At 57.1% G+C, this 19,120-nt stretch carries 19 protein-coding genes, 3 tRNA genes, 1 pseudogene and 1 riboswitch; of the genes and pseudogenes, 5 read left to right on the top strand and 18 right to left on the bottom strand.

Going from position 1 to position 19,120, the window contains the following annotated elements; all coding sequences use genetic code 11:
• Positions 1-14: 14 nt before the first annotated feature.
• The 5 genes from ACIPHN_RS15535 to ACIPHN_RS15555 form a co-directional block, all read right to left on the bottom strand.
• Positions 15-91, bottom strand: a tRNA-Val gene (locus ACIPHN_RS15535).
• A 93-nt stretch (positions 92-184) separates the two neighbouring features.
• A tRNA-Val gene (locus tag ACIPHN_RS15540) sits at positions 185-261 on the bottom strand.
• Positions 262-380: 119 nt separating this feature from the next.
• The gene (locus ACIPHN_RS15545; protein WP_400437584.1) at positions 381-2,633 is read right to left on the bottom strand and encodes a RelA/SpoT family protein; all 2,253 of its coding nucleotides are present in this window, start codon (positions 2,631-2,633) and stop codon (positions 381-383) included.
• A gap of 6 nt (positions 2,634-2,639) precedes the next feature.
• Positions 2,640-2,990, bottom strand: coding sequence for a RidA family protein (locus ACIPHN_RS15550; protein WP_198980324.1), 351 nt, complete (start codon positions 2,988-2,990; stop codon positions 2,640-2,642).
• A gap of 64 nt (positions 2,991-3,054) precedes the next feature.
• On the bottom strand, positions 3,055-3,921 hold the full coding sequence (locus tag ACIPHN_RS15555; protein WP_400437585.1) for an alpha/beta fold hydrolase: 867 nt from the start codon (positions 3,919-3,921) through the stop codon (positions 3,055-3,057).
• Between the two features lie 242 nt (positions 3,922-4,163).
• On the opposite strand from ACIPHN_RS15555, the gene ACIPHN_RS15560 reads away from it, so the two are divergent.
• Together ACIPHN_RS15560 and ACIPHN_RS15565 are read left to right on the top strand one after the other, a co-directional pair.
• A tRNA-Leu gene (locus ACIPHN_RS15560) sits at positions 4,164-4,256 on the top strand.
• A gap of 559 nt (positions 4,257-4,815) precedes the next feature.
• Entirely contained in the window at positions 4,816-5,139 is a 324-nt protein-coding gene (locus ACIPHN_RS15565; RefSeq protein WP_400437587.1) for a hypothetical protein, read from the top strand.
• Between the two features lie 401 nt (positions 5,140-5,540).
• Here the strand turns inward: ACIPHN_RS15565 and ACIPHN_RS15570 are convergent, their stop codons facing one another.
• From ACIPHN_RS15570 to ACIPHN_RS15600, 7 genes and pseudogenes are all read right to left on the bottom strand, one after another.
• Positions 5,541-6,164: a uracil-DNA glycosylase gene (locus ACIPHN_RS15570; protein WP_400437589.1), complete on the bottom strand. Its 624-nt coding sequence runs from the start codon at positions 6,162-6,164 to the stop codon at positions 5,541-5,543.
• A gap of 83 nt (positions 6,165-6,247) precedes the next feature.
• Positions 6,248-6,952, bottom strand: coding sequence for a PIN domain-containing protein (locus ACIPHN_RS15575; protein ID WP_400437591.1), 705 nt, complete (start codon positions 6,950-6,952; stop codon positions 6,248-6,250).
• Positions 6,952-7,617, bottom strand: coding sequence for a hypothetical protein (locus ACIPHN_RS15580; protein ID WP_400437593.1), 666 nt, complete (start codon positions 7,615-7,617; stop codon positions 6,952-6,954). The genes ACIPHN_RS15575 and ACIPHN_RS15580 overlap by 1 nt, the downstream gene beginning before the upstream one ends.
• 474 nt (positions 7,618-8,091) lie before the next feature.
• The gene (locus tag ACIPHN_RS15585) at positions 8,092-8,280 is read right to left on the bottom strand and encodes a hypothetical protein (RefSeq protein ID WP_400437595.1); all 189 of its coding nucleotides are present in this window, start codon (positions 8,278-8,280) and stop codon (positions 8,092-8,094) included.
• Positions 8,281-9,815: 1,535 nt separating this feature from the next.
• Positions 9,816-10,025, bottom strand: coding sequence for a hypothetical protein (locus ACIPHN_RS15590; protein ID WP_400437597.1), 210 nt, complete (start codon positions 10,023-10,025; stop codon positions 9,816-9,818).
• A gap of 2 nt (positions 10,026-10,027) precedes the next feature.
• Complete coding sequence (locus ACIPHN_RS15595) at positions 10,028-11,080, bottom strand: phage portal protein (protein ID WP_400437598.1); 1,053 nt, start codon at positions 11,078-11,080, stop codon at positions 10,028-10,030.
• Positions 11,080-11,784: pseudogene (locus tag ACIPHN_RS15600) on the bottom strand (terminase); the annotation flags it as partial. The gene ACIPHN_RS15595 and the pseudogene ACIPHN_RS15600, both read right to left, overlap by 1 nt.
• Positions 11,785-11,854: 70 nt before the next feature.
• Between ACIPHN_RS15600 and ACIPHN_RS15605 the strand changes: the two are divergent.
• On the top strand, positions 11,855-12,013 hold the full coding sequence (locus ACIPHN_RS15605) for a DUF4224 domain-containing protein (RefSeq protein ID WP_233170740.1): 159 nt from the start codon (positions 11,855-11,857) through the stop codon (positions 12,011-12,013).
• 145 nt (positions 12,014-12,158) lie between these two features.
• Complete coding sequence (locus ACIPHN_RS15610) at positions 12,159-13,040, top strand: tyrosine-type recombinase/integrase (RefSeq protein WP_400437599.1); 882 nt, start codon at positions 12,159-12,161, stop codon at positions 13,038-13,040.
• Between the two features lie 372 nt (positions 13,041-13,412).
• On the opposite strand, the gene ACIPHN_RS15615 is transcribed toward ACIPHN_RS15610, so the two are convergent.
• Positions 13,413-13,556, bottom strand: a complete 144-nt coding sequence (locus tag ACIPHN_RS15615) for a hypothetical protein (protein WP_232284921.1) — start codon at positions 13,554-13,556, stop codon at positions 13,413-13,415.
• A 360-nt stretch (positions 13,557-13,916) separates the two neighbouring features.
• Between ACIPHN_RS15615 and ACIPHN_RS15620 the strand changes: the two genes are divergently transcribed.
• Positions 13,917-14,489 (top strand): DUF2242 domain-containing protein, encoded by a 573-nt coding sequence (locus ACIPHN_RS15620; protein ID WP_400437601.1) that lies wholly within the window; start codon positions 13,917-13,919, stop codon positions 14,487-14,489.
• Positions 14,490-14,582: 93 nt separating this feature from the next.
• On the opposite strand, the gene ACIPHN_RS15625 is transcribed toward ACIPHN_RS15620, so the two are convergent.
• The 5 genes from ACIPHN_RS15625 to ACIPHN_RS15645 all read right to left on the bottom strand — a co-directional run bounded on the left by ACIPHN_RS15625 (position 14,583) and on the right by ACIPHN_RS15645 (position 18,913).
• Positions 14,583-14,888: a hypothetical protein gene (locus tag ACIPHN_RS15625; RefSeq protein WP_400437603.1), complete on the bottom strand. Its 306-nt coding sequence runs from the start codon at positions 14,886-14,888 to the stop codon at positions 14,583-14,585.
• A gap of 146 nt (positions 14,889-15,034) precedes the next feature.
• On the bottom strand, positions 15,035-15,550 hold the full coding sequence (locus ACIPHN_RS15630) for a 6,7-dimethyl-8-ribityllumazine synthase (protein WP_400437605.1): 516 nt from the start codon (positions 15,548-15,550) through the stop codon (positions 15,035-15,037).
• A gap of 87 nt (positions 15,551-15,637) precedes the next feature.
• A riboswitch (FMN riboswitch) is annotated at positions 15,638-15,807 on the bottom strand.
• 93 nt (positions 15,808-15,900) lie between these two features.
• Entirely contained in the window at positions 15,901-17,541 is a 1,641-nt protein-coding gene (ybaL, locus tag ACIPHN_RS15635) for a YbaL family putative K(+) efflux transporter (protein ID WP_400437607.1), read from the bottom strand.
• A 152-nt stretch (positions 17,542-17,693) separates the two neighbouring features.
• Complete coding sequence (htpX, locus tag ACIPHN_RS15640) at positions 17,694-18,572, bottom strand: protease HtpX (protein ID WP_400437609.1); 879 nt, start codon at positions 18,570-18,572, stop codon at positions 17,694-17,696.
• Positions 18,573-18,733: 161 nt separating this feature from the next.
• On the bottom strand, positions 18,734-18,913 hold the full coding sequence (locus ACIPHN_RS15645; RefSeq protein WP_400437611.1) for a hypothetical protein: 180 nt from the start codon (positions 18,911-18,913) through the stop codon (positions 18,734-18,736).
• Positions 18,914-19,120 lie beyond the last annotated feature (207 nt).

Consider the following 19,120-nt stretch of genomic DNA (forward strand, 5'->3'; position numbering starts at 1 on the left):
ATCTGCAGAAGAATTGGTAGGCACGATTGGACTCGAACCAACGACCCCTACCATGTCAAGGTAGTGCTCTAACCAGCTGAGCTACGCGCCTAACGAATGATACTGACACAAACAAAAAAGGAAGCCACCTTGCGCCTCCTTTTCAGTTTTACTCCGCCCAACCCACCTGCATCTGCAGAAGAATTGGTAGGCACGATTGGACTCGAACCAACGACCCCTACCATGTCAAGGTAGTGCTCTAACCAGCTGAGCTACGCGCCTAACGAAGAAGCAAGAGTATAGGAGGCTTTCCTATATTTGCCAAGGGGTAAATGATAAAAAAGTAAAAATATTTAGCACTTACCCCTCCCTGTCGAGAGCACCGGCATTCCATCCAACGGCTACTGCCGCTTCGCCTCGATCACACCCTTGACCTCGCGAATCACCGTCAAGGCCTTCTGCAATTGCTCGGTCGAGCCGATCTCGGCGGTGAACGCCATGCGCGCATGGCCCTTGGCGCTTTGCGTGCTCACACCGATCACATTGATCTTGTCGCGCAGGAAGATATCGGAGATGTCCCGCAACAAGCCCTGGCGATCGCTGGCCAGCACGAAGATGTCGACCGGATAGACCGTATCGCGCGCCGGTGCGCCCCAGGTGGTCTGGATGATCCGTTCGGGCGCATGCGCACTCATCTCGGCGAAATTCTTGCAGCTCACCCGATGGATGGAGACGCCCTTGCCACGCGTCACAAAGCCGGCAATGGCATCCGGCGGCGCCGGCTTGCAGCAGCGCGCCAGTTGCGTCAGCAGACCGTCCGTGCCGACGACCAGCACTCCCGACTTGGCGCCCTGCACGATGCTGGAGGCACGACTCTTGCGCGTGATCAGCGCTTCGTCGTCGATCTCGGGCTTCTTTTCCTGCCCTTCATGCAAGGCTTGCTCGACATGACGCAGGCTGAACTCTTCCTTGGCCAGCGACAGACACAGGTCATCCACCTTGGCAAAGCCCAGCTTCTGCGCCAGCTCTTCCAGGTTGACGGCGGTCTTGCCTTCGCGCTGCAGGGTCTTTTCCAGCAGGCCTCGACCGACCGACAGGGTTTCCTGCTGCTCGATGGCATTGAACCAGGCGCGGATCTTGGAACGCGTGCGTGAACTGGCCGCATAGTCCGGACCGAGCCAGTCCCGCGACGGTCCCACGCCCGGCCCGCTCTTGGCGGTGATGATCTCCACCGTCTGGCCATTCTTGAGCACCGTGTTCAGCGGCACCATCACCCCATCGACCCGGGCACCCCGGCAGCGATGGCCGACATCGCTGTGCAGGTGATAGGCGAAATCGATGGGTGTCGCCCCACTGGGCAGCTCGATCACGCGCGCCTGGGGCGTCAACACATAGATGCGCTCGTCCAGGGTGGCGGACTTGAGTTTTTCCACCCAGTCGCGACGCACTTCTTCCTGGTCCACCACGGCATCGGTGACTTCATTTTTCCAGGCCAGCAACTGACGCAACCAGGCGATTTTCTCGTCATATTTCTGTGCCGAGAAATTGGAACCGCCGCTTTCCTTGTAACGCCAGTGGGCCGCCACGCCGTATTCGGCGAAATGGTGCATCTCATGGGTACGGATCTGCACTTCCAGCGCCCGCCCATCCTCGGCCACCACCACGGTGTGCAGGGACTGGTAACCGTTTTGCTTGGGACGCGAGATATAGTCGTCGAACTCTTCCGGGATCGGCGTCCAGATGTCATGCACGATGCCCAACACCGCGTAGCAGGTCTTGACGTCGTCGACGATGACACGGAAAGCGCGTACATCGTAGAGCTCGGAAAAGTCAATGGACTTGCCGCGCATCTTGTTCCAGATGCTGTAGATATGCTTGGGACGACCACTGACCTCGGCGCGGATATCCTGGGCCGCCATCTCGGCGCGCAGACGCGCGATCGCGTTGGCCACGAAGGCCTCGCGCTCCAGGCGCTTCTCTTCCAGCATCTTGGCGATGCGCTTGTAGGTCACCGGCTCCAGGAAGCGGAAGGACAGGTCTTCCAGCTCCCATTTCAATTGCCAGATGCCCAGCCGGTTGGCCAGCGGCGCATACAGGTCGAAGGTCTGGCGCGCGTATTGGGCGCTGGCCTCGTTTTCCTGCTTGGTCTCGGCAAAGTAGCGCAGGGTCGCCACGCGCGAGGCCAGACGCACCAACACCGCGCGCATGTCGGTGGCCATCGCCAGCAGCATCTTGCGCAGCGTTTCCACCTGGGCCGCTGCCTGCTGGGCGGCGTTCTTGCCGCGCAGGACTTCCTGGTTCTGGGTCTGGAAACTGGGGCCATGGAAGCGCATCAGCTGGCGCACATTGCCGACCAGGTCGGCGATTTCCTTGCCGAAGCGCTCTTCGAGCTTTTCTTCCAGCTCGGGATGCAGCATCTGTGCCTCGAACGCCAGCCCGGCAATGCGGGTCGCCGCATCGACATTGAGCGAGGTCAGCACGGTCGCCACCGAGAAGGAAAACTGCAGTGCATCCTGCCCGGACAGGATCTGCCTGTCGGCATACAGCGGTTCGAGCTCGGCCAGGGCCTGCCCGACCCGCGCCACATCCTCAGGACCGAGTCCGGCGGTAATGGCCGCCAGTCCCTCGCCCTGTGTACTTGCTACCGAAACCATAAACGATTACTTCTGTGCGGCGACGATGATGATTTCCACCAGCAGTTCGGGACGGGCCAGCTTGGCTTCCACCGTGGCGCGCGGAGGCGCGTTGCCATCGGCCACCCAGTCATCCCAGACGGCGTTCATGCCAGCAAAATCCTTCACATCGGACAGGAAGATCTGGCACGACAGGATCTTGCTCTTGTCGCTGTTGGATTCCGCCAGCAGGCGGTCGATATGGCCCAGCACCTCACGGGTCTGACCCTCGATGTTCTGGGTGGTGTCTTCGGCGATCTGACCCGCCAGGTAGACGGTGCCATTATGGATGGCGACTTCGGAGAGGCGCTTGCCGACGTGCAGACGTTGTACGGACATGGGATTTCCTTCGTGGTGATACCCGGCCCTGCCGGGCCGGCTGGTTCAATTGCAATAAAAATCGTCAGCCCAGCAGGAACTGCCGGGCGACCTCGATCTGGGGCGCATGCATGAAGGTCGGCGCGTGGCCGACATCGGGCAATTCCACCAGCTTGGCCTTGGGGCCGCGCCGGGTCATTTCCTGCGCCACCTCGGGCAGGAGCAGGTCGGACTGGGCGCCGCGCACCACCAGGGTCGGACAGCGGATCGCATCATAGGCCGCCCACAGCATCTGCTCGGCGGCACTGGCCGCCTCCGGCGTGGTCAGCTTGAACGGCACCGCCAGTCCGAGGTCGTAATGGCGCACCCACTTGCCTTCCGCATTCTGGCGCAGCACGTCCTTGGCCAGCTTGTGCCATTCCTCGTCGCTATGGGCACCGAAACTGGCGGAGATGGTACGGATGTACTGGGCAGCTTCATCGAAACTGTCGAAGCGGACATCCTGGCCGATGTAGTCACCGATGCGGGCCAGCGCCGCGCCATTGATGGAAGGACCGATGTCGTTCAAGACCAGGCGCCGAATCGGGTTGCCCGGCAAGGATGCCAGACCCATGCCGATCAATCCGCCCATGGAGGTGCCGAACCAGTCGACGATCTCCGCATCCAGGCGCGCCAGCAGGGTCACCATGTCGCTGACATATTGCGGCACGGTGTAGAACTGCGGATTGGCCAGGCGACCGGAGCGGCCGCGCCCGACCACGTCCGGGCAAACCACGCGGTAGGTATCGCAGAGCTCGCGGGCCATGCGATCGAAATCGTCGGAGACGCGCGTCACCCCATGCACGCACAGCAGCACATTGGGATTGCGGGCATCGCCCCACTCCTTGTAGGCCATCGTGTGCAGCCCGGCGGGCGAGATGCACTGCACGGTCTTGACTACGGCTTCAGTCATGGTCGCGAATTTTCTGGTGGAAGAAGCCGACATTCTACTATCTTGAGACGACTTGTCTGCGGGAAATGGGCGTCCCGCCTGCACGAAACGGATCTTCCGCGCAGCGCATCGCGACATGGGACGCCGGTCGACACCGGCGCCATGTCACATCAGGGAATGTTCCTCAGGAAAAAACGAATGACGCCAGGCAAGTCGCTGCTATAATGCCTGCCTTTTCCGGCAGCCATTGCCGGTCTCTACTAGCCTGAGTGGTGAAATTGGTAGACACAGCGGACTTAAAATCCGCCGCTTACCCGGAAGGGGGCGTGCCGGTTCGACCCCGGCCTCAGGCACCATTACAGGCTTCCAAGCCAATTCTAGGGCTATAAACGGCCACAGCGCAGTTCCGCAAAAAGCTATTTGTTCCGCAAAAAATTCGCGGTGCCAGTCCTCTCGACTATGCTCGAATAGTTCCGATGCCGACATAGGCAACTGAGCAGGACTCGACCTAGCGGATGATGAGTCGAAAGAGCATGAGTGCAGTGTGTCGCAAAGTCCGGCGGAGCAAGGCACACTGATTGCACATACAGTGTGCGAATTACCGATTTACCTCGGTTTGGGAAAAATATTCCCTAGCTGGAAATCTGGTACAGTTTTAAAGCCATTGCCCGCCGACGTCCGCAATCGGCCAGATGCGTACCTTCCTAGCAATTTTTCGGCTAATTCTGAAGGGCAGATAACGGATAAATCCCCCCTTCTTTCCATCTACCTACAGGCATCGTTTGTCGGCCAAAAGCCGGCTAGTCACGTATAAAATGGGGCATTGTGGGGATCCTTCCAGGATTACCGATATTGGCTTTGCATCGGAAGCTGCAGCTTATCGCCCAGAACCGGAAAATGTGACGAGGATTTTAGATGAGCATGAAATACATTAAACAAGAAATGGAGACGCAACTTGAGTCTGCGCGAGATGCTGTCGTGGATGAGTTGAGTTTCATCAATTTTCTGAATGTGCTCTCCGCAGACTGGTTCGCAGAAACTGAATTACACGCGGCTTCTCCTCAATCACCATACTCTGCGGGTGCATTGGGCTGGGAGAACGGCAATATCGGCGCATTTCTAAAAGCCTCCGCTCGTTGGGTGGAGAATTCAAGAAATGGTCCCCAATTCTATGAAATTCCCACAAATCCTTGGCGTAGGGTTGCCGATATCATGTTCATGGGGAAGATTTACGAATAGCATGGAATCTCAGCTCCCGGCCAGAATCCGACCTCCATCACAAAGACAAACGCCCGCACAATGCGGGCGTTTGTCTATTCAAATACGGGGCGGGATTTGTTATTCAGAAACAGCGTGTGAAGCTGGCTTAGCCCCCCCTGCCCTACTGATTACGAATCTGCGAGGAAAATCATAAAAATCAATGTCTTAGGTGGTTTTTTGCTCCGCAATTCAGAAAAATAGCGGTCCGCAAGGCCAAATAGGAGGCGGCTCGTTTTGGAATTGCGGAGCGGAATTTTCGTAGTGAAATACGAATGTGGTCCCCCGCTCCTGATATTGTTCGCTATGTCCGCAAACGGCGGCGGACAGAGAAACAAGAATTCCTTTATGGGAGCGAATATGACGCCATTTGCGCTGCCACCTTAGCCCTCAGGAAATTTGGATGCGGCTCTTTTCCATACCTCGGGTATTTTGTTCCATAAAGCCCGGTTGGGACCTTTGACGAGCGGTCCGGGATGTGCCGAGCACTCGATTCGATAGCCTTGCTTCCTTAGGCTTTTTTCAGCACGCGTCGCTTTACCTCCGACCAGGACAATCGTGTGAACAGACGGGAGCAGTATCAAGAGCTCGCTCAGCTCCGCTAGCCCGCTCCGTACCTCTCCCGCTCCGATAGCCCGCTTACCGTTCCATCCTGGAATAGTATTCCACAGGAGCGTTCTTTTTCGGCCAATAGCAGCTTGTTCCATAAATTTGAACACTGCTTCTGCTGTGGAGTCGTTGTTGTCCCTAGATATGAATCCAGAGCCTTTTCGCTTATGTTGCGGCGATGTCATCGGTCCTGGTTTTTCCAGCAAAAACAACAGATCTGCTTTTACGCCACCGTCTAAGGGATCAAAATCAGGAAACTCCCAGTCGGGATATTTACTTCGCAGGCTGTTTACATAAGCTGTCAGTGGGGCTATGTGGGGTTCTGAGAGCAGAGCACGGCGAGCTTCGACAGCAGCGGGATCTTTCAGGCTTCGGGGGACAGTAACAATATCAAGCATTCTTTTGAGAAAATGCAAAAATGTTAAGAAAACACCGAAGAGATATCACTGTTGAGCAAGGTGCACTATCGATGGAAAGCCGTTTATAAGCCAAGAAGATATTTGGCAGCTCCGGCATTAGGTGCGTATTCGATGTTGAGCGTCTGAAACTCGGGACTTAGGTCGTCGTGAAGTTTGTTGGTTTGGTTATTCGTGTAGTCTTTTGTATTCGAAGATAAAAAGACGATTTTCGAACTTAGTCCGGCCGCGCGTAGCGTACGTACAGCATCGAGATAGGTTTCAATTACAACGCAATCTTTTATTGAATCCTTTCCTTGTTTTGCAGGTGCTTTGGGGACGCTTACTCGGGCGAATGCTCGCCCGGCAATCAAATCGTGGTTAGGGTTTATCACCTTCGCTGCACCGATCCATTGATCAACAATTCCTCGAGCGCGTACCTCATGGCCTAAAAGATGTGCCAAATTGAGTGTTGCCTTGGGGCCGAATAAAGCGGCAATTGCATTCACGCGTTTGATACGCTCGGTAAGTTTGGCAAGCTGCTTTTTTGTTTCTTCCTGGACTGGCTCGAGATGATCTGCCAACTCCTTCGTCACCTGATGTGCTATTAGGCATTCAAAGCCACCGATAACTCCCATCTTCGTGACCAAATCTATTGCTGCACTAGCATTTTGCAATTGAGCCTCATCGCGTGTGGGGTCTCGCATTACATCCAAAATGGAGCAGGTATCTGCGCAGAGCACTGGCGCACCAAGCGCCACTACTTGCGTCATGATTGCGTCAAAATCCATCACAGGTTCTCGTCATAGAATGTGAGAAGTTCTATCGCAGATTCGAATTCAATCGCGAGCTCGTGCGCGTTTTCTTCGGGCCATTTTTCGGCTTCGTGTAGCCAACGGGCCAGCATGTGCGCGTCAAGTTTCTTATGATGGCTTTTATGATGTTCGACGATAAATGCCAGCCAGCGCTCCTTATCTCTAGGATGCGACGAGCCTGTCGATTTGTTTGCTGCGCGACTGAACGAAACGAGTGCGGTTGCGGCTTCGTCGCTGGTCCAGTCGGTCAGGCCTTCGTGATCTTTGCTTAGTAGGATCTGGCAATCCGGAGCAGCTACCCTCACGACTTTTGCAACAAAGTCGTTCAGTATCATGTTGTATTGCAAATGTGTAAGGCTATACGTCTCGCTCGGAACGATGTTCGTCACCTTAAAGCCGCTCGTACCCTCTGGATAGAGAGTCACGACAGCGGCAGGAATGGTGTCGTCGCCATCACGGCGAAATGCCAATAGTACTTTTTCACTTTCCATCCCAATAGCGGCCACGCGCGATTCCACCTCCGTATCGTGGTGCCAACAGTCTTTCGCACCGGCTATCAATGTATTGCGCAATGCGGTCGAATCACCTTCAACAACAATGGAAAGATCCTGAAATACTCGAATAGTCGGGAAACTGGTCATAACTTATCCTCTGCGCTTCCGCGCTCTGGTGGCCGAAACGGCTGACATGAGGGATGGATTCTAGCATTCAGCACATTCTGCCAAGATCCTGCAGTTTATTGATCCGAGTTGTTCGTCCTTTTGCTGCTCCCCGGTGAGCTAAACCTAAAGTCGTCCTGCGACTGCGTCAAAATGCGTCAGATTTGATGTCTGCCGGGCGGTCCGTCGGGCCAGACTGGACGGGCTTCGGCGCCTGACGCAAATTTGAGTCAAAACCGACCTATGTAGCGGACAGGCGCGGGGTGGGGGCAACCGCGCGCGCAAGCCGGAAATCAACAATAAGTTTCCATAAAGACAACTTTAAAAAAGAAAATCCCAATCCGGTGCTCTCGGCGTTCGCGCCTGACCGAATTCAAATTTCGCAGAAACGGGGGGGGGGGAATATGAAGGATAAGTGCAGCTAGCTTGATAAGAACGAACGGCGACTTTCCGGGATCAACGTTGAGAAAGTCTATACAGCCAATCGCGGATATTAGCGAGGGCATTGTCGTGATCCGAAGAATGCGGGCCGAGCGCCTTCAATTCATCAATGATCGTTTCAAGCTTCGGCCAAATGTTTCTGGCTTGTTCGTGCAGCGCGTTGATGCGCTCATCGAGGTCCTCCTGCGTCAGGATCTTTGCCATGATTTTCCTAGACAATTACGGTTAAGGTAATTTTCCGACCGGTAGAGATTTCAACTTTAAAACTGAGTCCGTTCGAGGAAACCACGCTCCTTGAGTCCTGCCGATCAGCTATGCATAGGCGAAATCGCAGCCAATTCACCCTTCCAGGGTTCGATAGTCTCGTCAAAATTCGATCTAAACATTCCCTTTGAGTCAGCTGACTCTTGGATAAATTGCGCTATGGCCTTTCGACATACGATCATTTGCTCCACTAAACCAGTTGGAACGTTATGGATTTGAAACTCGGCCCTCGTGCGATTACTTCCTAAGCCACTAGTTACCTCAATAACGTCGACCTTTCCAATCCTTAGCCAAACAAAACCTGCCTCCATACCTGGGGCTTCAAAATGAAATCTCATGCAAATCTCCTGATGTAATAAAAGGCCGCAACGCGGCCTTCTTACTGGATTAATCTGATACTGTACTTAAAAGATATCGTCAGAACTCTCTTCCTTTCCACGATGGCGTTTCTGCTCCATCGTCGCGGCCCGATTCGCCCTCTCTTTTCTTATCAGTGCCTTTCTTCTTTTCTTTCATATCGTCGAGCTCGTGCAAATAGTATCCATCGCGAGACTTTGACGAGTTATCTGTCTTGCTTGAGAGACCCGGTTTCTCCAGGGGGGTGGTACGACGTATCCAATTTAAGATCGACATATAGCTCCTTTACATCACGGTCAGACTAAAGCGTCACCGGAACAGGCCGTGATGTCCGCTTTCGCCACATCCATCATTATCAACGATTGATGTGTACTGCCTCAGCGCTTGAGTTCGTACTATCCCAAGGATAATTTGATAGGGAATATTTGATAAGAAGTGCATTAAGGCGTTCAAAGTCACAATGCTATTCCTCGTGAATAGCAAGCCCTTCATACTCTGCCTCACAAATTGCACTTTCTTCGTGAATTACGTCGACTGCGAAAAATTCTCTGGCCGTTAAGGCATCATTAGCTTGCTGAGAAGGGTCACCATCGAAAACTCTCCCATTAGAGGAGAAGACCTCTGGTGAAAAATGAACACGTCGTCTATTTACCTTACTCATAGTGCCTCCATTTCATGTCAAGAAGCGCAAAATAGAGTGCTCTCAACGAACCTCAAGGAGGCCTAACAAGCAGGTCTTTATCCGCAGCGCCAAAAGTGCGGTGGAGAGGGGGGAAGATAGAAGAGAAACCAATCCGAAAAATTATTTCGATTGGTCATTCTCACATTACTCTTATTTTCACGATAGAAGTTGATAGGGTAGTCTATATTTATCTATCCCTTTCGTTTTCGCGATAGCAGTTCCTGTGACAAACGTGGCGCATTGATTCGGATGTTCTTAGAGAACAACCTGGTAAAACGAGCTCTCTAGATTGGTCAACACAACCAAACATCTGATATCAAGTGACTAATGTGATGTATCAGCCGCCCCCTTCCCCAGCGACTTCTTCAGCGAAAGGTGATTATAGAAATGGGAACACTGGCGAATTCGATTTCGAGGCGCTTTTTTTCGTCGAATATCAAAAGCCGACTCTCTGTCGAGCTGCCTCCGTTCGCTGATAGTCATCCCGGCAATCGACATCACAGAACAGAAGCTCGACGGCTACAGGCTCGTCGCAGAAATGGCAGCGGCAATCGGGCTGTAATGCTGGCGCTCGCCGTGCGGCGGCCAGGCCGGCGTCGATGGTTCGATAGATTCTGCTGTCCGCGTTGTCGGCGTGATCGCTCATGGTTATTTACCCTCATTGGTCGGAAGTTGATAGGAACGGAAGCGGAGCACCTCTTGGCCCGCCCACTCGTTCAAGGAAAGAAACTGCGCCTGCAGAGGCTCAATCTCGTTGCAGCCGAAAACGGCGGCGGCCTTCGTCACATCACCGAATCCACCGGTGTTGTTGGGCATGGTCCCCAGTAATTGAGGCGGCACGCGATGGGCGGCCAGCACGTCGTCGCGCGTGCAGTTCTTGATGTTGAAGAATTCGTCCTTGGCCGCGATCTCGGACACTGGCAGGATCTGCAGGCCGTCTTTCTTCCCCCCTGGTGCATACACAAACAGGTTGCGGAAGTTGCCCGGCCCCTTGCTGTTGCGCATCGCCTCGCGCAGCTTGTCCACGTCGTTGACGTTGCTGGCAGTGTCGGTCATGTAGAGGATGAAGCCGGCGTGTGAACCGTTGAGGTAGTAGCGCCGGCGAAACAGGGTGGCCGACTCATTGAGCCAGGCCGATTGCAGCGCGCTCACATACTGCGGCACGCCATACACTTCCTGGTTGATGTCGGGCGCCTGCAGATGCCAGACGGCGTCTCGCTCGAATTCGTGGGAGTCTCGCCAGCCATTGACGAAGAAATAGCGCCCGGGCTCCACGCCCACGCGCGTGTATTTGGCCAATGCCGGCTTGAGGTTCAAAAGCTTGCCCGTCATGCTCTCGCGCCGCTCTGCGTAGCAGTTCCCGAACAGCAGGAAGTCCAGCGCCAGGCGCGTGAAGTCCGCACGCGACAACACAGCGGACGGCTGGAAGGTCGAGGCCAGGATATTGACCTTGCACCAGATCGCGCTAGCGTGATGGACGCTGGCATTCAAGGACTTGGCCAGGCCGGCCATGCTCAAGGGGGGCTCGTACCAATCGCCATTGCGGTAGCACTCGACATCGGCCAGCATGTCGCGGCCTTCCAGTACCGGCGACGGATCGCCGAAAGAAAATGCCTCGACGGATGGCGCCGGCGGCGCCGCGACCTCGGCCGGCAGCGTGTTGTCGGATGCAGCCGCGCGGCGGCGTGCTCTGTGTTTCATCAGAAGAACTCCATGGATGAGGTGTTGTTAGCGGTGGTGCCTTCGAAGGGCTCGTAGTCGAGGGCGTGCATGACCGACCAAGCGAGGTCAGCGTGGCCGGTTTCTTCCGAGCGGCCGGCGTCATAGGTGATGGCGCGCCCGCTGGGCGTGAGAATCTTGCGAATGGCCATGAAGGACTGCGCGATGTCAGTCCAGCCCGCATCGAACTGCAGGCGGCCACTGCGGATGATGTTTTGTGCCTTGAGCACCATCCGCGTTTTGACTTCCGGCGAGTAGCTGATCGCCGTGGCGCCAGGGAAGAACTGTTTCACCAGGGGATAGACACCGACGCCCATGCCGGTGGTGTCGATACCGATGTATTGGACGTTGTAGCGGCCGGTCATCTCCTTGATGAGCGCGGCCTGTTCGGCGAAGTCCTTGCCGCGCCACTGGTGGCGCTCCAAGATGCGGAAATTCCCGCCCGGGACCAATGGCGGCGCAATCACCGAACAGCCAGCACTATCGCCCGTCAGCGAGGGGTCATAGCCGATCCACACAGGCCGGTGACCGAAGGGGCGCGCAGTGAACGGTTTGTAGTCATCCCAATCCACCCACGAATCGACCATACCGCGCTGCAGATCGGCTAGAGGGAACACCGACGCGGAATCGTCGATGAAATTACACATCAAGAGGTTGTCGAACTGGTCGGGCGAATAACCAGATCGTTTGCATTTAACAACGGAGGCCGCAATGTTTCTGAATGAGGAGGAAATCCACATTCTCACAGGCCGAAAAATGAAGAGCCTGCAAATCGCAGCTTTGCGGCAAATGGGCGTGGCTTTTCGAGTAAACGCGACCGGGCATCCAGTCGTGACAAAAGCCGCTGTCGAAGGAAGAAAAGAAGATAAGCCTCCCCGCCCCTCCTGGACACCTAGGGCATTGAGGACGAACTGATATGGGAAGGAAACCAACAAGAAATAGCGGACTACCGAGTGGTATGCGAGCACGACATCGCCCCTCCGGTACCTATTATTTTTTAGACACTGGAGAAAAGCCACGGCGAGAGATTGCGCTAGGCAGCGACTATCATCTGGCGGTAATGAAGTGGGCCGAATTGAGTATTGCTAAGCACGGCACCACCAGCACCATTACCTTTCGCTACGTTGCCGAGCAATATATGAAGGAGGTTCTTCCCAAAAAAGCACGACGCACGCAGCAGGACAATCTCAAGGAGCTAGATTGGCTATACAAGTTCTTCGATGAGCCAGGTGCATTGCTAGACGATATCGAGCCGGTGCACATACGCCAATATTTAGATTGGCGAGAAGCAAAAGTTCGTGCCAATAGGGAAAAGGCTCTGTTTAGCCACATCTGGAACTTTGCGCGCGGCAAAGGGCTAACCAACAAAACTAACCCTTGTGCAGGAATCCGGGGAAATATAGAGAGTGGCCGCAGCATTTATGTGGAAGATGCGGTTTATACAGCGGTCTGGGAACTGGCAAGTGAGCCACTACGTGATGCCATCGAACTTGCCTACTTGACAGGTCAACGGCCTGCAGACGTGTTGAAGCTATCCAGATCGGACATAAAAGATGGTGCGCTGTGGGTTCAGCAAAATAAGACCAGCAAGCGCCTACGTATCGTCATCGAAGGGCAGCTTGCGAAAGCTCTTGATCGCATCAACGCACGCAAAGTAGTCAGTACAGGACTCATTTGTACGGCAAAGGGCCAACCGTTCACGTATGCAATGCTGAGAGGCGCCTTTGATCGGGCGCGTCTAGCGGCGAGTGAAGCGCATCCACAATTGGCCGACCAGATTAAGGCGTATCAATTCCGCGATCTACGAGCCAAAGCGGCAACGGATACTGAAGAAACCGCCGGTATGGATGCTGCGCAGTCGCAACTTGGTCACACTACGGCGTCGATGACGTCACATTATGTCCGTCATCGAAAAGGCAAACTTGTAAAGCCTACAAAGTAGTCAGAATTCGTTCCGCAAAAAAAAATCGGGCCAGTCTGGCGGCGGTTTTCAGGCTGATGTGTTTACCCGATTTGCGGAACGAATTTAAGTGTTAAGTCTATGATTTTGTTGCTTTTCGTCATGGACTTAAAATCCGCCGCTTACCCGGAAGGGGGCGTGCCGGTTCGACCCCGGCCTCAGGCACCAGCACACAAGGCATGCACCGATCTCGCATGCGACTCACCCACAGACGGTATATGACGCTATATCTTCGCGCGCGACCATCCTCGTGCCGCGCTGGATCAGCGCCGCCTGTCGATACCGATAGTTCCATGAAGTCGGCAACCCCGCCATGCCATGGGAGAGACGACGCCGGACGTGCGAGGCCTGGCGTCAGCGCTTGAGCAACTCCAGCGCATCCTCGGCCACGCTGCGCAGATTGGTGATGGTGGCATTGAGCTCGGCCAGCTCGGCCGCAGTAGGAGGCTGATCCATGCCGTTCTTGACCAGCGATGCCTTGATGATGGTCGCAGCCATCTGCCACGCAGCTTTATTGTGCGCGTCGACCAGCTCTCTCTGGATACGCTCCAACTCCGCTTTCTGATTTTTATCCATTGCTATCTTTAACGAGGCTGTCCTTGAACCCGCGCTTGTTCATCTGCAGATTCATGTAAGTCCCAATGGAAGACCATACCTCTGAATCTTTTAACATTACTTTCAGTCTGGCAATTTCACAAGCGATTTTACCTTCTCAAACCTGACTTGCGCGCATTCGAATGCGTTTCTCACCAAGCGATAACACAGACTGTTACTGATCTTTACCAAGTCGCCAAACCCGCCCATCGGTGAATCCTTTACAATTCAGGCCACCGTATCCTGTCGCTGGAGATCCGCCGCATGTCGCGCACGCGTTTTTGTGTTCCGCCCGCCCTCGTTGCCCTGCTTCCCCTGGTCCTGGCCGCCTGCACTACCGGCAAGACCGCTTTCTACCATCAGGAAGAATTCAGCGATACCAGCGCCTTCTCGCGCAGCTTCCCCGGTAGCGAAAAAGCCGTCTGCGAAGCGGCCCGACGTGCCCTGCTGGGCCAGGGCTATGTGATCAACAAGTCCACCGACAACACCATGGACGGCAACAAGAGCTTCCAGCCGGCCAGCGACAAGCATATGGAAATCGCCTTCCACGTCGTCTGCGCCTCCAATGGCAACGGCAAGAGCGCCACCATGTTCGTCAGCGCCACCCAGGACGGTTACGGGATCAAGAAGAGCAACAGCTCGGCCAGCCTGGGCGTGAGCGTGCTGGGCTCGGTATCCATGCCCTTTGCGGCCAGCGACGATTCGATGGTGCGCGTCTCCAGCGAAACGATACGCTCACCGGATTTCTATGACCGCTTCTTCGGCGCGGCCGAGCGCTACCTGCTGGTGGATGTCGAGGACGATTCGGCCAGCCCGAAGAAACCCGAAAGCAAATAAGATATCAGCAATGATCAATGAAAATGGCGGCCATGGCCGCCATTTTCATTGATGCCCCCTGCACGGAAGCATCAGGGCCCGCGCCCCGCGGTATCAGCGATACCAGTACGGTGGCGGCGGCGGACGATGCCAGTGGCGGTGATGACCACGGTAGTAGTCACGCTCCACATAGACCGGCGCCGGGTTGACGTAATAGACCGGTGCCGGGCGTACCACCACCGGCGGTGGCGCATAGACCGGCGCCGGCTGTACATACACGGGCTGCGGCGCCACGTAGGCACCCGGCACGCCGATATTGACCCCGATCGAGACATGCCCGGCCATGGCCGGCGCGGCAGACAGGCCGGCTACTGCAGCCACAACAGCCATGCCGGCAATCATGGAAATCGACTTTTTCACGTTAGCTCCTCGTTGTTCTGGAATACGTAGCGTGAATATAGCCCCGCGAACCTGACAGTTCTAGCCTAAAGCCGTAAGGTTTGTAAGCAAATGCTTCACAATTGCAAAGCACTTGCTGAAGCCTCAGACCAAGAAACGCTCTATCTTCACGCCGCGTTCAGGCTGGCTTGCGAGGTCTCGCCTGCCCGCACCTGCGCCAGCTTGGCCACGGTCGTGGCGCATGCCTGCGCGGCCTCGCGGCCCTTGACCAGGAAATGCGCGTGGAAGTAGTCGTGATGCTCGCTGTGCGAATGGAAATGATGCGGTGTCAGCACGGCCGAGAAGACTGGCACTTCGGTATCGAGCTGCACTTGCATCAGCGCCGAGATGACCGATTGCGCAACGAAGTCGTGGCGGTAGATACCACCATCGACCACCAGGCCGCTGGCGACGATACCGGCGTATTTACCGGTCTTGGCCAGTACCTTGGCATGCAGCGGGATTTCGAAGGCGCCGGGCAATTCGAAGAAATCGATGCTCGACACCGGCCAGCCGAGCTTGGCCATCTCTTCGGTGAAGCCGATGCGGCATTGGTCGACGATATCCTTGTGCCAGCAAGCCTGGATGAAGGCGATACGTTGACCGGGATGGGAAGCAACTGCGGAAAGATGCGATTGAGACATGGGTTCAGGACTCCTGTTCGATGAATAAACAGGGCGTGGGAATGCGCGGCCGCACGTACGCTGCCAGGCAGCGCACGATGCCGTTCATCCCGTTCTCTTTCATCCGGACTATGACCGTCGGCCCTGGAATCACACCAGGTCTGCTGACCCCGGCTCGCCGATGACGGCACGCCGGGCGCTCGCGGGCTACAGGCTGCGCCGGGTGGCCTCGCCTGATTACCGCCGGTGGGGAGTTTCACCCCGCCCCGAGAACTTGTTGCTGCGCAGCGGATGCAAGACCCGCTACAGCAGCAGTCGGGACTTTAGCACGGATGAAAAAATGCTGCAGACCGCAAGGCCGCAATCTGCATTCAGGCGCCCTGCCCGACGGCATCCAGCATGCCGCGCGCGATCTCGCGCTCGCCCATGATGACGCGCTGGGCGCCATGCTTTTCGAGGTGCTCGATCTCGGCATCCGAATGGGCGCGCGCCACCACCTGCAAGGACGGATTGGCCGCCAGTGCGCGCTCGATCAGTTGCCCGGCCTCGAAGACTTCCGGGATGGCCACCAGCAGCCAGCGGGCACGTTCGATGGCAGCTGCCTTGAGCAGATCGGCTTCCACCGCGTTGCCATAGAGGGCCGGAATGCCCTGGGCACGCAGGGCGTCCAGGCTTTCCAGCTGGGCTTCGATCACCACGAAGGGCTGGCCCTGCTGCTGCAGTTGCTCGCCAATGCCACGTCCCACGCGCCCGTAGCCGACCAGCACCACATGCTCGCTCAGGTCGACCTCCTGAACGACATCACCCGGCTGGGCAGGCGCGGCCTCGCCGGCTTCGAAGCGGTCCAGCAGCGAGAACAGCAACGGATTGACCAGGATGGAGAGGATGGCCCCGCCCAGGATCAGGTCGCGGGCCATTGGCGAGAGCAGGTCCAGCGACAGGCCCAGGGTGGCCAGGATGAAGGAAAATTCGCCGATCTGCGCCAGGCTGGCCGAGATGGTCAAGGCCGTCGAATTGGGATGGCCGAAGGCGCGCACGATCAGCCACGCCGCCAGCGATTTGCCGACCACGATGATGAGTACCGTCGCCAGCACCAGCAAGGGTTCGCGTACCAGGATGGAGGGATCGAAGAGCATGCCCACCGAGACGAAGAACAGCACCGAGAAGGCATCGCGCAGCGGCAGCGACTCCTCGGCGGCACGGTGGCTCAGCTCGGACTCCGACAGGATCATGCCGGCGAAGAAGGCGCCCAGCGCAAAGGAAACCCCGAACACATAGGCCGACCCCAGCGCAAAGCCCAGGGCGATGGCCAGCACGGCCAGGCGGAACAGCTCACGCGAGCCGGTGTCGGCAATGCGCTCCAGGATCCAGGGAATGACGCGGCGCCCGACGATCAACATCACCGCCACGAAAGCCACCACCTTGCCCAGCGTCATGCCCAACGTCAGCAGCAAGGCATTGCCGCTCATGGCCTCGCCCTTGCCGCCCAGGATGCCCGAGAGCGCCGGGATCAGCACCAGCGCCAGCACCATGGCGATATCCTCGACAATGAGCCAGCCCACCGCGATGCGGCCGCGCTTGGTCTCCACCAGCCGGCGCTCCTGCAGTGCCGTCAGCAGCACCACGGTACTGGCCACCGACAAGGCCAGGCCGAACAGGAAGCCTTCGCCGAAGGGCCAGCCCAGCATCCAGCCCAGTCCCATGCCGAGCAAGGTAGCAATGGCGATCTGCGCCACCGCACCGGGAATGGCGATGTTCTTCACCGACAGCAGGTCCTTGAGCGAGAAGTGCAAGCCCACCCCGAACATCAGCAGGATCACCCCGATCTCGGCCAGTTCCTGCGCCAGGTCCGCATCGCCCACAAACCCGGGCGTGAAGGGACCGATGGCGATACCGGCGACCAGGTAGCCGATCAGGGGCGGCATGCGCAGGCGATGCGCGAGGGTACCGAAGATGAAGGCCAGGACCAGGCCGCCGACGATGGTGGCAATCAGAGGGGTGTGATGGGGCATCAGTCAGGGTTCCTTTCTAGGTGGATGAGTTGTTGGAGATGACTGGGAAGGAATGGCACCGACGGCTAGGCCAAGACTAACACGGCCGCCGGCAAGAGCGCCTCCCCGCGACGCTTGGCGTGCTGTCGCGGGGAAGCGTCCGGCCGCAACGATCAGCGACCTGCCTGCAGGGCAGCGATGCGCGACTCCAGCGAAGGATGGCTGGAGAACAGACCCATCCAGGATTCACGCCCGGAGATGCCCGAGGCCTGCAGGTTCTGCGGCAAGCCATCGGACTGCATGCCACCCAGGCGGTGCAGTGCATTGATCATCGGCACCTTGGAGCCCATCAGCGAAGCCGCACCGGCATCGGCCCGGTATTCGCGCTGGCGCGAGAAATACATGACGATGACGCTGGCCAGGATGCCGAAGATGATCTCGCAGACGAACACCGTCACCATGTAGGCGATACCGGGACCGCTGTTCTCTTCGTTATTGCGACGCAGGAAGGAATCCACGAAATAGCCGACGATACGCGCAAAGAACATCACGAAGGTATTGACCACGCCCTGGATCAGCGTGAGCGTGACCATGTCGCCATTGGCGATGTGCGCCACCTCGTGCGCCAGCACGGCCTCGACCTCGTCCTTGGTCATGCCCTGCAGCAGGCCGGTCGACACCGCCACCAGCGAGTTGCTCTTGCTGGCACCGGTAGCGAAGGCATTGGGCGGGCCATCATAGACCGCCACCTCCGGCATGGGCAGCTGGGCGCGGACGGCCAGGTTCTGCACCGTCTGCACCAGCCACAGCTCGGTGGAATTCTGGGGCTGTTCGATCACGCGCGCGCCGGTGGACCACTTGGCGATCGTCTTGGACATGAACAGGGAAATGAAGGAGCCACCAAAGCCCATCAGGCCGCAGAACACCAGCAGCATGCCGAAGTTGAGGCCATTGGCGGTCAGGTAGCGATTCACGCCAAGCAGGCTGGCGGTGACGCTGAGCACCAGCATCACGGCGAGGTTGGTGACTAGGAACAGAACAATGCGTTTCATGATTTTTCCTGTAGCGGTAGAGCAAAGAGAAGCCGCCGGGTGCTGGCCGCGGCGCGGGTCTTGCGATTCGGACGGAGAAAAGGCGCAGCGGGTAGGCAACTACCCGACGGCGCGCGGTGGCGCATCCCGCCAGGGGAGGCCCAGGATCGCGCGCCAGGCGCTTAGACCAGTGGTGGCGGCCGCAGCTGGTCGCGCAGGTAGGACGACCCGCTCAGTGGCGCCAGGAAGGCATGGGGAAACGGTTGCCAGAAGGCCGGTGGCGTGGCGATACGGGTGGGCAGCGTGGGGTCTTCCAGGTCACCCTGCAGGGAGGACAGCTCCTCGCCGTCTTCGTCGCCCATCGTTGCCTGGACCTCACTAGCTGACAGCAGGAGATTGTCCGCGGCTTCAGATTGCAGCACGTGGACATGATCCGTCAGGGGCGCTGCGCAAGATGATACGGCCTGCTGCGGCTGTGACTGTCCCGTCGCTGCCAGCAATTGCAGCGGAATCAGAAAGGTCAGTAACAGCAGCAACAATGGGCGCATCAAATCCTTACTCGGAAGAAA

Origin of the sequence: Herbaspirillum sp. NPDC087042, from assembly GCF_044745245.1 — a bacterium.
GTDB lineage: Bacteria > Pseudomonadota > Gammaproteobacteria > Burkholderiales > Burkholderiaceae_D > Herbaspirillum.

Coding starts and splice junctions, on each gene's coding strand:
- ACIPHN_RS15555 (WP_400437585.1), bottom strand. CDS start 3,921: ATGACTGAAGCCGTAGTCAAGACCGTGCAGTGCATCTCGCCCGCCGGG.
- ACIPHN_RS15570 (WP_400437589.1), bottom strand. CDS start 6,164: ATGCTTGATATTGTTACTGTCCCCCGAAGCCTGAAAGATCCCGCTGCT.
- ACIPHN_RS15585 (WP_400437595.1), bottom strand. CDS start 8,280: ATGGCAAAGATCCTGACGCAGGAGGACCTCGATGAGCGCATCAACGCG.
- ACIPHN_RS15545 (WP_400437584.1), bottom strand. CDS start 2,633: ATGGTTTCGGTAGCAAGTACACAGGGCGAGGGACTGGCGGCCATTACC.
- ACIPHN_RS15590 (WP_400437597.1), bottom strand. CDS start 10,025: ATGAGCGATCACGCCGACAACGCGGACAGCAGAATCTATCGAACCATC.
- ACIPHN_RS15550 (WP_198980324.1), bottom strand. CDS start 2,990: ATGTCCGTACAACGTCTGCACGTCGGCAAGCGCCTCTCCGAAGTCGCC.
- ACIPHN_RS15575 (WP_400437591.1), bottom strand. CDS start 6,952: ATGGATTTTGACGCAATCATGACGCAAGTAGTGGCGCTTGGTGCGCCA.
- ACIPHN_RS15610 (WP_400437599.1), top strand. CDS start 12,159: ATGAAGTGGGCCGAATTGAGTATTGCTAAGCACGGCACCACCAGCACC.
- ACIPHN_RS15565 (WP_400437587.1), top strand. CDS start 4,816: ATGAGCATGAAATACATTAAACAAGAAATGGAGACGCAACTTGAGTCT.
- htpX (WP_400437609.1), bottom strand. CDS start 18,572: ATGAAACGCATTGTTCTGTTCCTAGTCACCAACCTCGCCGTGATGCTG.
- ybaL (WP_400437607.1), bottom strand. CDS start 17,541: ATGCCCCATCACACCCCTCTGATTGCCACCATCGTCGGCGGCCTGGTC.
- ACIPHN_RS15630 (WP_400437605.1), bottom strand. CDS start 15,550: ATGTCTCAATCGCATCTTTCCGCAGTTGCTTCCCATCCCGGTCAACGT.
- ACIPHN_RS15615 (WP_232284921.1), bottom strand. CDS start 13,556: ATGGCTGCGACCATCATCAAGGCATCGCTGGTCAAGAACGGCATGGAT.
- ACIPHN_RS15620 (WP_400437601.1), top strand. CDS start 13,917: ATGTCGCGCACGCGTTTTTGTGTTCCGCCCGCCCTCGTTGCCCTGCTT.
- ACIPHN_RS15580 (WP_400437593.1), bottom strand. CDS start 7,617: ATGACCAGTTTCCCGACTATTCGAGTATTTCAGGATCTTTCCATTGTT.
- ACIPHN_RS15605 (WP_233170740.1), top strand. CDS start 11,855: ATGAAGAGCCTGCAAATCGCAGCTTTGCGGCAAATGGGCGTGGCTTTT.
- ACIPHN_RS15595 (WP_400437598.1), bottom strand. CDS start 11,080: ATGAAACACAGAGCACGCCGCCGCGCGGCTGCATCCGACAACACGCTG.
- ACIPHN_RS15645 (WP_400437611.1), bottom strand. CDS start 18,913: ATGGGCGACGAAGACGGCGAGGAGCTGTCCTCCCTGCAGGGTGACCTG.